Here is a 14,563-nt window from a genome sequence, read left to right as displayed (position 1 = left end):
AAAATAATGGAACGTATGAAAAGAGGAGGCGCAGAATGGGAGCTTATTTAAACAGTCAGACACCGTATACCCTGTATCAGAGTGAGAGCCGCAGCCCGTATTTTGTGGATAAAACAATGCTGCTGCAGGAACTGTTTCCCTATGTGGCTGCAGGGAATCGCCATCTTTGCGTCACAAGGCCGCGCAGATTTGGAAAAACAATTGCGGCCAATATGATCAGCTCGTTTTTTCAGAAGGGTATTGATTCAGGTGAACTTTTTGACCGGCTTAAAATTTCAGAAGCGGATGACTGCCAGAAATACAAAAACAAGTATAACGTCATTCGGATTGATTTCAGTAAAATGCCGAGAAACTGTGAATCTTACCGACAGTATATCGAGCGTGTGGAAGAACTTCTGATCAGTGATCTGCGGGAAGCGTATCCGGATGCAAAAACCAGTGAAACAGATGCGATTGGAGATATTCTGGAAGAGATCTTTCAACAGTATCATGGCGAAAAATTTATTTTTGTTCTGGACGAATGGGATTTTATTTTTCACAGGGGATTTATAACAGAAGCGGATAAAGCAAAGTATGTGGCATTTTTAAGTAATCTGCTGAAGGACCGTCCCTATGTGATTTTATCGTATATGACGGGAATTTTGCCGATTGCGAAATATTCCAGCGGATCGGAACTGAATATGTTTGCGGAGTTCACGATGGTAAATTCACCAATGTTCGGAACATACTTTGGATTTACAGATGACGAAGTGGATGATTTGTATGAAAGGTACTGTAGAGAATGCGAAAAACAGAGAAAAATAAAAAATGTGACGCGAAAAGGTCTGCGAGACTGGTATAACGGTTATTATACAAAATCGGGAGAGCGGGTATACAATCCACGCTCCGTTGTTTTTGCACTACAGTTTAACAATCTGGCAAATTACTGGACCAGCTCAGGTCCATATGATGAAATTTATTATTACATTCGAAATAATGTATCCGACGTCAGGGATGACCTTGCACTGATGGCAGCAGGAGAGTCAGTTTCGGCAAAAATACAGGAATATGCGGCCACTTCCATGAACCTGTCTACGAGAGATGAAATTTACTCTGCGATGGTGGTGTATGGATTTTTAAGCTATTTGAATGGAAAAGTGTCTATTCCGAACAGGGAATTGATGGAGAAGTTTGATGAGCTGCTGATGAAGAATGAATCTCTGGGATATGTATATCGTCTGGCGAAAGAGTCCGAGAAAATGCTGAAAGCGACTCTGGCGGGAGATACGCATACGATGGAAAAAATTCTGGAACTGGTGCACGATACGGAAGTTCCGCTGCTGTCGTACAACCATGAGACAGAATTGTCAGCCATTGTCAATCTGGTATACCTGGCTGCGCGTGACAGTTACCGGGTAGAGCGTGAGGATAAGGCGGGAGTTGGGTATGTGGATTTTATTTTCTATCCATATGATCTGACCGCAGATGGAATTATTCTTGAACTAAAAGTAGACCACACTCCGGAAGAAGCAATTCAGCAGATCAAAGACAGGAAGTATGCATTAAAATTTGTGCCGCGGCTTGCAGAACAGAAAAAGTATACAGGAAAAATACTGGCTGTGGGAATTGGGTATGAAAAGACGGAGAAAAAGCACAGGTGTAGAGTGGAAAGCTTAAATTGAGTGCTTGAGAGGTAAGAGAACTATCGATAAAAGCAGGTTTGTCGGTAGTTTTCTGTTATAGAGAAGAAATGGGGGCAGAGCAATGAAAACAATCCATAAAATTTCCGGAATTTTTCTGTGGTGTGTCGTTGGCGTGTTTCTTGGAAAGAGCGTTTATACGTATTATGACTACACAGCACACCCCGGTTTGTATGAGACGTGGTCTGCACCGTGGTATACAGGGATTCTGCGGGATGGCGTAATTGCGGCGGTTCTGATTGCGGTGACGCTGGCGGTTCGGTGGGTGATTCAAAGAAAAATGAGGAAGGAATAGAAGGCGATGATTTTTAAGAGACTTGGCTTGATGAGGAGTCGTTTTTACGGAAAGAACTGAAAGAATAAGAAAAGACAAAAGGACGAAAAACAATGGCAAAATTATATTTCCGCTACGGCGCGATGGGCAGTTCGAAATCTGCTAATATTTTGATGGTTCGCTATAATTATGAGGAGCGCGGGCAGTATGCTGTCCTGTTGAAGCCGCGGACGGACAACCGCGACGGAGAACATGAAATCAAGTCCCGCATCGGGCTGGAGGCACCGGCGGAATATGTGGATGAATTTTTAAAAGAAATTTCAGAGACCTGGAGTGCAGACAGCGGGGAATACCGGTATCACGGAAAGAAAGTGGATGCGGTTCTTATCGACGAGGCGCAGTTTCTTTCTCCGGAGGAAGTTGATACGCTTTCGGACATCGTGGATTTTTATGGGATTCCGGTTCTCTGCTACGGTCTGCGTGCGGACTTCCAGACACATCTGTTTCCGGGTTCGAGAAGATTGATGGAAATCGCTGACATCATCGAGGAAGTCCCAACGGTCTGCTGGTGCGGAAGACGGGCGCAGTGCAATACGAGATACGCAGACGGAAAAATCGTTCGGGAAGGCGCGCAGATTTTCCTTGGATCGAACGAGAGTTATGTGGCGCTTTGCAGGAAACATTATAAAGAAGGAAAGCTGTGGAAGGAAGATGAGTAAGATAACAATATATGAAGTACAGGAGAGAATGCCGCGGATGGAAACGCTGGTGGAACTGTGGGAAGCTTCCGTCCGTGCGACACATCATTTTCATCGTTAATAGGAGCTTCTTTTGCAACAACATCCATTCGTATCAGTTTATCAAGAATATCCACAAGAGCAGGTCCGCTGGAAACATTTGATTGCTGCAATATAATCTTTTCTGGGATAATACTCCGTTTTGCACCATGCTTTTTATCGCTGGGGAACATCAGAAAAAGGATATGGAAAAAAGCCGATGGAGATGTTTTTGATTAAAAAACTTTAGGAATAACAGCAGGGGAGAGTGAAGTGAAAAAAATATTTTTAATGAGGCATTCCATCCCGGAAAAAGGGGATATACCGAATGAGCAGATTCCTCTATCGGAAGAGGGAAAAGCGCTTGCTGTATCAAAAAGAAATATATTTTCAAATGTGGACAGATGCTTTTCTTCACCTTATCGGAGAGCAATGGAAACGGCTGAATTCATCGCAGATCACCCGGTCATTGTGAAGGAGCTGCATGAAAGAACGATCGGGGATGCCAGGGAGGATTTCTGGCTGAAACAGTATGAAGATCACGATTTTCGCAATCCGGGCGGGGAATCGTTAAATCAAGTGAAGGTGCGGATGAAAACCGCGATCGATTCTATCGTCGGACAGATGGAAGAAGGAGAAACAGCACTCGTGGTTTCTCATGCGACGGCGATCTGTGCATATTTGCTTTCTTACTGTGAAATTGAAGTGAAAGATGCGGAAAACAAAGTAAGAAAAATATCCTTCCATGGAAAAGAAATCCTGAATGGCAGATTTCAGCCGGCAGATGGATTTGAAATCCTTTTTGAAAACGATATTTTTTCGGACATTCGTGTTATGGGGAGAGAAAAATGAAAACATTATATTTGATCGGCGGAACGATGGGCGTTGGCAAGACGACGGTAAGTCAGCAGCTGAAAAAAGATCTGGCGAACAGCGTTTTTCTTGACGGCGACTGGTGCTGGGACGCCGATCCGTTTCAGGTGACGGATGAGACGAAAGAGATGGTGATGGACAACATCTGTTATCTGCTGAATAACTTTCTGCATTGCAGCGCTTATGAAAACGTTATTTTCTGCTGGGTGATGCATGAGCAGAGTATTGTTGATGAAATCGTCAGTAAGCTGGACACGGAAGAATGCAGAGTGATTAAAATTTCGCTGATCGTGGATGAAGCAAATTTGCGGAAGCGGTTATTATCCGACATCGCAAATAAGATTCGTACGGAAGAGATTATGGACAAAAGCATTGCACGAATTCAGATGTATCAGGTACTTGATACGGTAAAAATTGATACGAGTAATAAGAGTGTCTGTGAAATTACAGAGGAAATTGCAGCACTTTAAGATCAAAAAACAAGGAGCCAAACCAAAATGACCGAACGAATCATAGACAATGAACTCCGGCTGATCCCATATTACAGGAATGACGAGGCCTCTCTTCCGTGGTATCAGGATCTGGACGTGTGTAGGCAGGTGGACAACCGGGAGAAGCCGTATGATGTGGAGCTGTTGCATCGGATGTATGATTATCTTACCGCGCACGGTGACTGCTATTATATAGAATATAAGGGCGTGCTGGTGGGAGATGTTTCGCTGAGAGAGAATAGTGAAATCGCTGTCGTTGTCTGTAAAGAATACCAGAATCAGCATATTGGAAGACGGTGCGTTCTGGAGATGCTGAAGCTTGCAAGAGAAAAGGGAATGGAGCGGGTAAAAGCCAATATTTATTCTTTTAATGGACAAAGCCAGCGCATGTTCCAGTCGGTCGGATTTGAGAAAACGGCGGAGGAATGGTATGAGTCTAAGCTGTAAGTGATTGCAGAGAAAGAGAGAAGAAATGAACATAAAATACAATCAGCTGTGCATTAGAAATGCCGAAAAGAAAGATTGTGAACAATTAGCCGTCTGGTGGAACGATGGAACCGTCATGGCCCACGCCGGATTTCCAAACGGGCTTGGGACAAGCGCAGCGGAAATTGAAAAACAGATTGCCGACGACAGCGATGAAACAAGACGAAGACTCATCATAGAATACAACGATGTGCGAATCGGCGAAATGAGTTTCTATGTATTCGAAAATCATCGATATGAAATCGGAATCAAAATCTGCGAATCCGATTACCAGGAAAAAGGCATTGGAAGAGTTGTACTGAGCATGCTCATAGAAGAATTGTTCCGCATGGGAGCCAACGTTATTTTTCTTGATACCAACCTCAAAAACACAAGAGCACAGCATGTCTACGAGAAACTCGGCTTCCGCAAAACCGCAGTCCATTACAATTCCTGGAAAAATCAGCTGGGGGAAATGGAATCTTCTGTCGACTATGAGCTGACGGCGGATGAGTTTTGCAATCTGAAATAGAAATTGTAAAATAAATGAGGGACGAGTGTAAAGAAAGTTCGATGGGAGAAAGAAGTATGGTATCTTTGACATTGTCTAAAAAAGAAATGGGTTTTCACTGGGTAAGGTTTATGCCTGACAGGACTTGCTCGTTTCTTTTTTTGCTTTATAAACGATTATAATTTATCCATTGCGGCAGTGTTAATGTAAAAACAGCAAGTCCTCTTGACAATGTGATTAGCCTGAACTAACATGAAGCTATAAGAAACATAAACGGTAGTCTGAGGAGGAATGTGAGATGCTGTTGTTGCAAAACATATTATACTGTCTTCTGTTTATTCTGATGGTAAAGTGTCTGGTAAGAAATGATGGAATGAACTGTGTTTATTTTTATCCAAAGGAATATATAGAAGAAGCCGATAAACGTGGACTGATCGACAAAGATGCGGTCATGAAAAAAGGAAAGCAGGTTATGATTCCATTTTGCATCATTTTGTTCGTGGTGCTGATCGCGATCATTTTTGTCTGGAATAAAGTCACCGATTTCAAGACGGCATATCTCCAATCCTACCTCTTCCTTGTGGTGATGAACTGGTTCGACGGAATTATGCTTGACCGGGTGTGGGTTGGACACAGTAAAATATGGGAGATCAAAGGAATGGAAGGGATTCCGTACATAAAACCATGGAAAACCGTGCTGACAAAACGAGGCCTGGCGACGATTCTGTATCTGATCATTGCACTTGTGACAGCTGGGATTGTAGTGCTGGTTGGGAAAATCTGTTAAGAGACAGCATTGAAAAAAAGAGAAGAATATTATATACTACTCATGAGTAGTATTTTTGCGTAAGGGACTTTCGGAATATATAGGAAGTTAAATATCTCTGTTTTACTGGAGCAAATCAGTAAAACAGAGATATTTTTATGCCGCAGGCGTACCAAATTTGATTCGAAAAATTTTTGGCATTGAGAACGAAGGGCGGAGACGGTATAATGGAAGCAGAATTTTAACATCAGTAGACAAGAAGTCCCCCGCTTCTAAAGCGGTGGGATGAATTGTTAAAAGAAACATAACAGCAGTGGCGGGCGGAGAGAAATCGGTATCCTCCACTGACATGAGGTAAGTCACAGTCGAACTATTTTCGACATGTCAGACTCCGTGAAAATACCGACTGTGAGGTTCACACAACAGAAAAGGTATAAAACATGAGATATCAGATCAGAAATGCAAAAGTACAGTTTGGCGCGGATACGATTTTAAACAGTGTGAATTTCGAAATTCACGATACAGAAAAAATTGCAATTGTCGGTAGAAACGGCTGTGGAAAAACGACGCTGCTGCGGCTGATTGCCGGGGATATTGAGATGAGTAATCTGGACAGCGACGAGACCTGCGGGATTACAATGAGCGGAAAACAGAACATCGGTTTTCTGCGCCAGATTAATTTTACCGATGGAGATGTGCCGGTAAAAGAGGAGCTGGAGAAGGCTTTCTCAGAAGTCTTTGCGTGCGAGGCACGAAAAAAGGAAATCGAAAAGCTGCTCGCCGAGACGGAAGATCACAAAAAGCTGCTGGCGGAGTACGATTTTCTGGAGCGGAGAATCGAGAGTCTGCACGGGTACAGCTGGAAAAAAGATATGGAAACGATGTTCCAGAAATTTGGTTTTGCGCTCGAAGATCTGGAAAAACCGATCGGTGAATTTTCGGGCGGACAGCAGACAAAAATTGCCCTAATTCAGCTCCTCTTACAGCGCCCGGACATCCTGCTTCTGGACGAGCCGACCAACCACCTCGACATCGCTGCAGTGGAGTGGTTGGAAAATTATCTGAAAAGCTACGAAAATGCCGTTATCATTGTATCACATGACCGCATGTTTCTGGACCGCGTGATTGATGTGACGTATGAAATCGAATACGGTGACATCAAACGGTATCCGGGAAATTATTCGGCATTTGTGAAACAAAAAGAAGAAGCACAGATCAAACAGGAAAAAGACTATGAAGCGCAGCAGAAGGAAATCGAGCGTCTGACGGCGTGGATTGAAAAATGGAAAAACACACCGACAAAAGTTGCGGCCACCCGTTCGAAACGAATGGCGATCGAGCACATGGTAAAAATTGAGAAACCGCGGCGGTTTGACACGAGGACATTCCACGCCTTATTCCATCCGGTACGCGAAAGCTATACGGATGTGCTCACGATGAAGAAACTGAAAATCGGATACGATACCGTCCTGAGCGAGGTTTCGGCCGTCATCAAAAAAGCAGAACGGATTGTGATCATCGGAGAAAACGGAAAAGGAAAATCGACGCTTCTGAAAACCGTTGTGGGCGAAATCAATCCACTGGGCGGAAGTTATCAATTTGGAAACCGCGTGGATTTTGCCTACTTCGATCAGCACAAAGCAGTCAACCAGAAATTCGACCCGGAGCAGACGGTGCTCGACTATTTCTGGAGTCTTTATCCGAACCTGCTTCGCAACGATGTCCGAAGCGCACTGGGAGCCTTTCTGTTTTCCGGTGAGGATGTCGAAAAGAAAATGGGGCAGCTCTCCGGCGGTGAAAAAGTGCGGCTGGAGCTCTGCCGGATTTTCTATACGAAACCGAATTTCCTGATCCTGGACGAGCCGACGAATCACATGGATCTGGCGGGAAAAGAAGCGCTGGAAAAAATGCTGACCAGCTACGAGGGAACCGTTTTGTTCGTATCGCACGACCGTTATTTCATCAACCAGGTGGCAACCGGTATTCTGGAGTTCGGCGAGAGCGACGTACAATTTTACGAAATGAATTATGCACAGTATCTCGAAGAAATCAAACGGCAGACGCCGGGCAGAGAAACGGGAAATGCGGGAGGAGCTGTACGAAAACCGGCCGACGTTCCGACGCTGGATGATGTGTTTGACAAAAAGAAATATTATAACCCGGGAAAAATTCTGTCCCGCTTAAAACGGCAGCTCGAAAAATACGAGGAGCAGCTTGCGGAGAGTGAGAGCAGAATGTCAGAACTTCAACTGGAAATGATGGACCCGGAACTTTCCGCAGATTACGAACGGCTGATGGAGCTTCAGACGAAAATAGACGAAGAAAATCAGACACAGGAATCCCTGCTGGAACGCATGATGGAAACGGAACTGGAACTCGAAGAGATGGAAACACAGGACGAATAGAGAGGTGAGTACCATAGAAAAGATAGATCAGTCTAAAAATGGACTATCATGAAAATGAAGTTTTTCTCGTTTTAGGATATTCGGTTTGTTATATTTTGTAAAGTATTCTGCACCCATGACTGGTATGCATTCGTAAGCGGGGCTGAAATCTTTCGGATAAAAAAGTCAAATTTTGTTGACAACCCCGAAGACATTTGATAGTATTTATCAAGTAATGTAATATTCCATGAGGGAGTAGTTAGCACGAATGTGTGATTTGTCAACATTCTGATTATAAGAAAAGAGTATAATCTGGCAAATCTTAAATAATGAGACTCATGTATATCGATGAATCACCGGTGTATCGCATATCGGATGTTCCTTGATATACATGAGTCTTTTTTTGCGGATAATGAGTAAAACCTGCTTCTGTTAACGATACTATTTTGGAATATATGCTTGGAAAACAAAGGAGGAAAACATGGAAAATTTCATCAACAACGCCCCGTTTGCTCTTGTGCTTGTCTGTCTCGTCATCGGTTTTGTCCTGCTGATCAAAGGTGCGGACTTTTTCGTAGAAGGAAGCTCAAGCGCAGCAAAGAGACTGCACGTTCCGTCGATCATCATCGGACTGACCATTGTTGCCATGGGAACATCACTTCCGGAGACCGCGGTCAGTGTATCAGCTTCACTTACCGGCAACAACGAGCTTGCCGTCAGTAATGTCATTGGTTCCAATATCTTTAACCTGATGGTTGTCATCGGTGTCTGTGCCGTACTGACTACTGTAGAAGTTGCAAAGGAAACCATCAAAAGAGACATCCCGCTGTCCCTGATCTGCGCCGGACTTTTAATGGTTTTGGGGATTAGCGGACTCGGCGATAAATCCGGTATGATGCTCGGTCACCTGGACGGCGTGATCTTAATTGGTTTTTTCGCAGGCTATATTGTCTACATGGTTCAGATTGCGTTAAAGGCAAACAGGGAAGGAAAAAAAGTCGAAATTGAAGGCGGTTCCGATGAGGATATCAAACTGCTTTCCGTTCCGAAGAGTATCGTGTTCATCGTCGGCGGAGCAGTCGCCATTGCAGTCGGCGGAGATGTGACCGTAGATGCCGCAGCGAGAATCGCAGGCGATCTCGGAATGAGCCAGACTCTGATCGGATTGACCATTGTTTCCATCGGAACTTCCCTTCCGGAACTCGTAACTTCTATCGTTGCTGCGAGAAAGAATGAAGTTGATATGGCACTTGGCAACGCGATCGGTTCTAATATCTTCAACATTCTTATGGTACTTGGCATTGCATCCGCAATCAGCCCGATGGCCATCATTACGGAAAATATAATTGATTTGTGTGTATTGATCGTATTCACGGTATGTGTATGGATTTTTGCAGGAACCAAAAAGAAAATCGGAAGAGTCGAAGGTTTCTGTATGGTCGCATTTTATGCCGCATATGCCATTTATATCATTATAAGATAAGGGGAATGGAAAATGGTGTTATTTCTAAAGGTGTTTCTTACCGAGTTCATCGCAGAGATGGGCGATAAGACGCAGCTCATGCTGATTGCGCTTACTTCGAAGTACAAGCTGAAAGACATTATCCTGGGAACCGCAGCCGCGATTCTGGTACTGAATGGAATGGCGGTTCTCGCAGGCGGCCTCGTCAGCGAATTCATTCCGGACTGGCTGATTAAGACGATTGCAGCACTCGCATTTCTTTACTTCGCAGCATCCACCATTTCCGGTGATGATGACGAGGAAGAGGAAGAAGGCGGCAAATCCAAAATTCGGTTCGCACCGCTCGCCGTTTTCTGTACGTTCTTCGTAGCAGAGCTCGGAGACAAAACACAGCTTACCGCAATCACCTTTGGTGCAAATGAAGGGATGGGATCCGCATTCGTTGTATGGATCGGATGTTCTCTCGGACTGTTCGCAGCGGATATTCTCGGAATGCTGGTCGGCTATCTCTTAAAGAGCAAGACACCGGATGGGCTGCTGAATACACTGGCGTTTGTCATCTTTTCAATTTTCGGTGTATACACACTTTACCAGGGACTGAAACTGATCAGCGCAAGCGTCTGTCCACTGCCGGTATGGCCGGTACTGATCGCTGCAACGGCTGTTTTTGTTGTTGCATGTGTCTGTCTTTTTGTGAAAAGAGAGAAGAAAAAAGCAAAATAAAAACTGCGTGCCGCATACTCATGATTTTGATGAAAACTGCGGTGCGCATTTTTTATGCGGCAAAATGAAAGTTTACCATTGAAGCATTTATAGGGTATAATATTTTGTAACTATTCAGAGCCCCATCTCGCCATATGAAATTCCAGAAAAATAGCTCATTCATGTAAACATGATTCGCGATTTTTCTTCCATTTCGCATGGCTCTGAATAGTTACAATATTTTCAAATCATTATTTACGAGGATGAAGGATAATAACATGTCTGATTTTAGTATCAACGAAATGCAGGAAATGCAGAAAGCGGGAAAAATGCGGACTGAAAAACAGAAGACCGGAATTGTATGGGATTCTCACAGGAGGACGAAAGTGAAAAACCGGAAGCTGCGTGGGAAAATCCTGTCCTTGTGATAGTCAGAGGGATCAAGTATAATGAGTCATATAAAATGTTGACGGGAGGGATTTGCATGGGAAGTTATCTGAATCCGGGAAATGAAGCATTTGCGGTTGCATTAAATTCTGAGATTTATGTTGATAAAACAGGACTGCTGACTTATACGAATAAAGTCATGAACACTCTGCAGGGATATATCTGCAACAGCCGCCCGCGGCGGTTTGGAAAATCAATTACGGCAAATATGCTCACCGCGTATTACAGCAAGGGCTGCAGTTCGAAAGAAATGTTTTCCGGGCTGGAAATCAGCAGGGCAAAGGATTTTGAAAAACATCTGAATCAGTATGATGTGCTCCACTGGGATATCCAATGGTGTATGGAACCGGCAGGCGGACCGGAGCGGATTGTTTCTTATATCTCAGAAAAAACGATTTCGGAGTTAAAAGAATATTATCCCCATATACTTCCAGAAGAAATCCGGTCACTGCCGGAGGCGCTGTCGCGGATCAACGCGGCATCCGGGACAAAATTTATTGTGATTATAGACGAATGGGATGTTCTGATTCGTGACGAGGCGGCGGATCTCAAAACACAGGAAGAATATATCAATTTTCTGCGGGCGATGTTCAAAGGGACGGAGCCGACAAAATATATTCAACTGGCATATCTGACAGGTATTTTGCCTGTAAAAAAAGAAAAGACACAGTCGGCACTGAACAATTTCAAAGATTATTCGATGCTGCATGCCGGGCCGATTGCACCATATGTAGGTTTTACAGAAACAGAAGTTCAAAAACTATGTGAAGTATATGGTCAGAAGTTTGAAGAAGTCAAACGATGGTACGACGGTTATCAGATTGGGAAATATCATGTATACAATCCAAATGACGTTGTGAACCTGATGCTCGAAGGCGAATTCCAGAGCTACTGGTCCGGAACCGCATCCTATGAGGCGATTGTTCCGCTGATCAATATGGATTTTGATGGCCTGAAAAGTGCCGTAATCGAAATGCTTTCAGGAGATCATGTTCCGGTTGATGTTACCTCTTTTCAGAACGATACCGTTAGCTTCGCCAATAAAGACGATGTGCTGACGTATCTGATTCACCTTGGATATCTGGCCTATGACCGGACATTTAGAACTGCTTTTATTCCGAATGAGGAAATCCGTCAGGAATTGATTCTGGCAACGAAAAGGAAAAAATGGAATGAGTTGATTGTATTTCAAAAAGAATCAGAGCAGCTTCTGAAAGATACAATTCAGATGAATGGAAACGCAGTAGCAAAAGAAATTGAAAAAATTCACAGGAAATATACTTCTGTGATTCAGTATAACAATGAAAACTCACTCAGCAGTGTTCTGTCCATTGCCTATTTGAGTTCCATGCAATACTATTTCAAACCAATCCGCGAATTTCCCGCGGGTCGTGGATTTGCAGACTTTGTGTTTATTCCAAAGCCGGAGTTTCAGAATTATTACCCGGCGCTTGTTGTGGAACTGAAATGGGACAAAAGCGTCAGAGCAGCATTAGATCAGATCAGAGACAGAAAATATCCGGAGTCTGTTGCATGCTATGCAGGGGAGCTTTTGCTGGTGGGAATTAACTACAATGAAAAAACAAAAGAACATGAATGCCGGATTGAAAAGTATGAAAAATAAGGGCATATTTCAATTTCAGTTTACAGAGATAAAAGAGTATGGATAAGATAGAGATATATCATTATTTAAAAAGGCAAAATATAGCGTATGAAATTACGGAACATAAGGCAGTTTTCAATATGGAAGAAGCAGATGCTGTTGATTTGCCATATCCAGAGTGGGGCGCTAAAAATTTATTTGTTCGCGACGATAAAAAACGTAATTATTATTTGATAACGATGAAAGGGAACAAGCGAGTAGATTTGAAAGCGTTTCGCAGGCAACGTGGTCTGCGTGCACTTTCTTTTGCAGCTGCGGAGGAATTATTTGATATTATGAAACTGATACCAGGTGCCGTTACGCCGCTTGGTATTCTAAACGATGCCGAACACAGAGTTCAAGTCTTCATGGACGTGGAATTTGTCGGAAATAAAATTGGTGTTCATCCAAATGATAATATAGCAACCGTTTGGATGCAGGCTGATGATTTAATGAAAATAATTCAGAAGCATGGAAATACTGTGGAATACGCATGTATATAATCGAAAGGTATTGCTGAAAAGTCTGAAAAAAGAAAAGTTCACAAACAAAAAAAACGTGGTACGATGGTTATCAGTTGATTACGCATCGGCAGACTGGAGACGAAATTTATTCCATGTATAGCCCGAAATCTGTGGTAGAAGCCATGCTGCGCCACAAATTCGGAACCTATTGGAACCAGACGGAAACGTATGAGGCCTTAAAAATTTATATTCAAATGGATATGGATGGCCTGAAAGATTCTGTGGTTCGAATGCTTGCCGGTATCAATTATAATAAAAAAACGAAGAAACATGAATGTGTTATTGAAGCAATGCAAAAATAAAAAACGGAAGTCTCATGTCTGCGCAGTAAGGGCGGCGGATATGGGACTTTTTGATAAAGACAATTAAAATTTATGGAGGAGAAAGAATGATTATTGATTCTTATGATATCAACAGCGAGCCGATTGTAAAGCTGGAGAATTTTTATGGGGAGAAGCAGCATCTGGTAAAAAAATGTATGATAATTTTTTCAAAAGTAATATATGAATACATGCTTGAAAAATTCCCATGCCGACAGATTGCAGAAGTAAGAGCATGCAATGGAAATATACCGGTTTGGACTCTGCCATATGAGGAAGAAACGATTGCTTTCTACCTGACACCAATTGGTTCCGCTCTTGCAGCAGGAACGATTGCCGAAGTCAATCATTTAACAGGAGCATCCGTCTTTATCATGTTTGGCTCGTGCGGCAGTCTGGACAAAGAAGCAACCGATGGAAAGTTTATTCTCCCAACGGAGGCATACCGGGGAGAAGGACTGTCCTATTATTTTGCAGAACCGCAGGACTACATAAAAATAAAAAACACGGACAAACTGGCGGAATTTTTCAAAGAAAGGAAACTGCCATACGTTCAGGGGCGCGTATGGACGACAGACAGTATGCTTCGGGAAACGGTAAATCTTGTAAGAAAACGAAAAGAAGAAGGATGCATTGCCGTGGAAATGGAACTCGCAGGCGTTCAGGCGATCAGTGATTTTTATGGATTTGAACTGTATGATTTTCTTGTTGCGGGAGATGTGCTGATCGAAGGAAACTATGAAACGGATGGATTATCTGCCGCTAACCACGATCTGGACAAGCTGTTTCTGGCGCTGCAGATAGCAAAAAACATGAGGATAGAGGGACGGTAAAATGAAATATAAAGAAAACATAATTTTGAAAAATGGGCAGGATTGCATAATACGAAATGTTCTGTATGAAGATGGGTCGAGATGTCGGATTTGTATGTAGTAACACATAGTGAGTCCGATTATAAGAGGTTTTACAGAAATCAACGGAACCGAAATCTGTAAACTATACGTAGATCCATGTCTGCAGAACAACGGGGTTGGCCACGCGCTGATTACCTTTGTAATTGAAAAGTTTGACGCAGACCATCTATGGGCATTGGAGAAAAACACGCGTGCCATTGCGTTTTACAACCGCCACGGATTTCAGTGGACAGGAACGAAACAGCTGGAAGCAGGAACGACAGAATATCTGCTGGAATTAAGACGATGAGAGCGCGGCGTGCTTTCTGTCCTTCCTGCAAAAATTAAAGCAGG

Annotated in this window: 16 protein-coding genes; all 16 read left to right on the top strand. The window is 43.3% G+C overall.

Annotated elements, in window-relative coordinates; genetic code table 11:
- Positions 1 to 35 precede the first annotated feature (35 nt).
- The 16 genes from PGS38_RS11330 to PGS38_RS11255 all read left to right on the top strand — a co-directional run bounded on the left by PGS38_RS11330 (position 36) and on the right by PGS38_RS11255 (position 14,519).
- Complete coding sequence (locus tag PGS38_RS11330; protein ID WP_117761366.1) at positions 36 to 1,661, top strand: AAA family ATPase; 1,626 nt, start codon at positions 36 to 38, stop codon at positions 1,659 to 1,661.
- A gap of 82 nt (positions 1,662 to 1,743) precedes the next feature.
- Positions 1,744 to 1,974 (top strand): hypothetical protein, encoded by a 231-nt coding sequence (locus PGS38_RS11325; RefSeq protein ID WP_117510543.1) that lies wholly within the window; start codon positions 1,744 to 1,746, stop codon positions 1,972 to 1,974.
- A gap of 92 nt (positions 1,975 to 2,066) precedes the next feature.
- Complete coding sequence (locus PGS38_RS11320) at positions 2,067 to 2,672, top strand: thymidine kinase (protein ID WP_117761365.1); 606 nt, start codon at positions 2,067 to 2,069, stop codon at positions 2,670 to 2,672.
- A gap of 348 nt (positions 2,673 to 3,020) precedes the next feature.
- A complete protein-coding gene (locus PGS38_RS11315; protein WP_117805117.1) occupies positions 3,021 to 3,581 on the top strand; it encodes a histidine phosphatase family protein in 561 nt (186 codons plus the stop codon).
- The gene (locus PGS38_RS11310) at positions 3,578 to 4,072 is read left to right on the top strand and encodes an AAA family ATPase (RefSeq protein ID WP_117510549.1); all 495 of its coding nucleotides are present in this window, start codon (positions 3,578 to 3,580) and stop codon (positions 4,070 to 4,072) included. Before PGS38_RS11315 ends, PGS38_RS11310 begins: the two co-directional genes overlap by 4 nt.
- Before the next feature lie 27 nt (positions 4,073 to 4,099).
- Entirely contained in the window at positions 4,100 to 4,540 is a 441-nt protein-coding gene (locus PGS38_RS11305; protein ID WP_117510551.1) for a GNAT family N-acetyltransferase, read from the top strand.
- 25 nt (positions 4,541 to 4,565) lie between these two features.
- Positions 4,566 to 5,090 (top strand): GNAT family N-acetyltransferase, encoded by a 525-nt coding sequence (locus PGS38_RS11300; RefSeq protein WP_055225836.1) that lies wholly within the window; start codon positions 4,566 to 4,568, stop codon positions 5,088 to 5,090.
- 277 nt (positions 5,091 to 5,367) lie between these two features.
- Positions 5,368 to 5,856 (top strand): hypothetical protein, encoded by a 489-nt coding sequence (locus PGS38_RS11295; protein ID WP_117510553.1) that lies wholly within the window; start codon positions 5,368 to 5,370, stop codon positions 5,854 to 5,856.
- 419 nt (positions 5,857 to 6,275) lie between these two features.
- Positions 6,276 to 8,240: an ABC-F family ATP-binding cassette domain-containing protein gene (locus tag PGS38_RS11290; RefSeq protein WP_118640507.1), complete on the top strand. Its 1,965-nt coding sequence runs from the start codon at positions 6,276 to 6,278 to the stop codon at positions 8,238 to 8,240.
- 460 nt (positions 8,241 to 8,700) lie between these two features.
- Positions 8,701 to 9,702: a calcium/sodium antiporter gene (locus tag PGS38_RS11285; RefSeq protein WP_117510557.1), complete on the top strand. Its 1,002-nt coding sequence runs from the start codon at positions 8,701 to 8,703 to the stop codon at positions 9,700 to 9,702.
- A gap of 12 nt (positions 9,703 to 9,714) precedes the next feature.
- Complete coding sequence (locus tag PGS38_RS11280) at positions 9,715 to 10,404, top strand: TMEM165/GDT1 family protein (RefSeq protein ID WP_055225810.1); 690 nt, start codon at positions 9,715 to 9,717, stop codon at positions 10,402 to 10,404.
- 463 nt (positions 10,405 to 10,867) lie between these two features.
- On the top strand, positions 10,868 to 12,454 hold the full coding sequence (locus PGS38_RS11275; RefSeq protein ID WP_119188829.1) for an AAA family ATPase: 1,587 nt from the start codon (positions 10,868 to 10,870) through the stop codon (positions 12,452 to 12,454).
- A gap of 38 nt (positions 12,455 to 12,492) precedes the next feature.
- Positions 12,493 to 12,975 carry a prolyl-tRNA synthetase associated domain-containing protein gene (locus PGS38_RS11270; RefSeq protein ID WP_119188828.1) on the top strand — a complete coding sequence of 161 codons (483 nt, stop codon included), beginning with the start codon at positions 12,493 to 12,495 and terminating at the stop codon, positions 12,973 to 12,975.
- A 113-nt stretch (positions 12,976 to 13,088) separates the two neighbouring features.
- Positions 13,089 to 13,298, top strand: coding sequence for a hypothetical protein (locus tag PGS38_RS11265; protein WP_330427051.1), 210 nt, complete (start codon positions 13,089 to 13,091; stop codon positions 13,296 to 13,298).
- An 86-nt stretch (positions 13,299 to 13,384) separates the two neighbouring features.
- Positions 13,385 to 14,149: a nucleoside phosphorylase gene (locus PGS38_RS11260; RefSeq protein ID WP_119188827.1), complete on the top strand. Its 765-nt coding sequence runs from the start codon at positions 13,385 to 13,387 to the stop codon at positions 14,147 to 14,149.
- Between the two features lie 109 nt (positions 14,150 to 14,258).
- Positions 14,259 to 14,519 (top strand): GNAT family N-acetyltransferase, encoded by a 261-nt coding sequence (locus tag PGS38_RS11255; protein ID WP_243110786.1) that lies wholly within the window; start codon positions 14,259 to 14,261, stop codon positions 14,517 to 14,519.
- Positions 14,520 to 14,563 lie beyond the last annotated feature (44 nt).

This window comes from Fusicatenibacter saccharivorans, from assembly GCF_027667425.1.
Taxonomy (GTDB): domain Bacteria; phylum Bacillota; class Clostridia; order Lachnospirales; family Lachnospiraceae; genus Fusicatenibacter; species Fusicatenibacter saccharivorans.
This window is presented reverse-complemented; position numbering and strand designations above follow the sequence as displayed.

Coding starts and splice junctions, on each gene's coding strand:
- PGS38_RS11330 (WP_117761366.1), top strand. CDS start 36: ATGGGAGCTTATTTAAACAGTCAGACACCGTATACCCTGTATCAGAGT.
- PGS38_RS11325 (WP_117510543.1), top strand. CDS start 1,744: ATGAAAACAATCCATAAAATTTCCGGAATTTTTCTGTGGTGTGTCGTT.
- PGS38_RS11320 (WP_117761365.1), top strand. CDS start 2,067: ATGGCAAAATTATATTTCCGCTACGGCGCGATGGGCAGTTCGAAATCT.
- PGS38_RS11315 (WP_117805117.1), top strand. CDS start 3,021: ATGAGGCATTCCATCCCGGAAAAAGGGGATATACCGAATGAGCAGATT.
- PGS38_RS11310 (WP_117510549.1), top strand. CDS start 3,578: ATGAAAACATTATATTTGATCGGCGGAACGATGGGCGTTGGCAAGACG.
- PGS38_RS11305 (WP_117510551.1), top strand. CDS start 4,100: ATGACCGAACGAATCATAGACAATGAACTCCGGCTGATCCCATATTAC.
- PGS38_RS11300 (WP_055225836.1), top strand. CDS start 4,566: ATGAACATAAAATACAATCAGCTGTGCATTAGAAATGCCGAAAAGAAA.
- PGS38_RS11295 (WP_117510553.1), top strand. CDS start 5,368: ATGCTGTTGTTGCAAAACATATTATACTGTCTTCTGTTTATTCTGATG.
- PGS38_RS11290 (WP_118640507.1), top strand. CDS start 6,276: ATGAGATATCAGATCAGAAATGCAAAAGTACAGTTTGGCGCGGATACG.
- PGS38_RS11285 (WP_117510557.1), top strand. CDS start 8,701: ATGGAAAATTTCATCAACAACGCCCCGTTTGCTCTTGTGCTTGTCTGT.
- PGS38_RS11280 (WP_055225810.1), top strand. CDS start 9,715: ATGGTGTTATTTCTAAAGGTGTTTCTTACCGAGTTCATCGCAGAGATG.
- PGS38_RS11275 (WP_119188829.1), top strand. CDS start 10,868: ATGGGAAGTTATCTGAATCCGGGAAATGAAGCATTTGCGGTTGCATTA.
- PGS38_RS11270 (WP_119188828.1), top strand. CDS start 12,493: ATGGATAAGATAGAGATATATCATTATTTAAAAAGGCAAAATATAGCG.
- PGS38_RS11265 (WP_330427051.1), top strand. CDS start 13,089: ATGTATAGCCCGAAATCTGTGGTAGAAGCCATGCTGCGCCACAAATTC.
- PGS38_RS11260 (WP_119188827.1), top strand. CDS start 13,385: ATGATTATTGATTCTTATGATATCAACAGCGAGCCGATTGTAAAGCTG.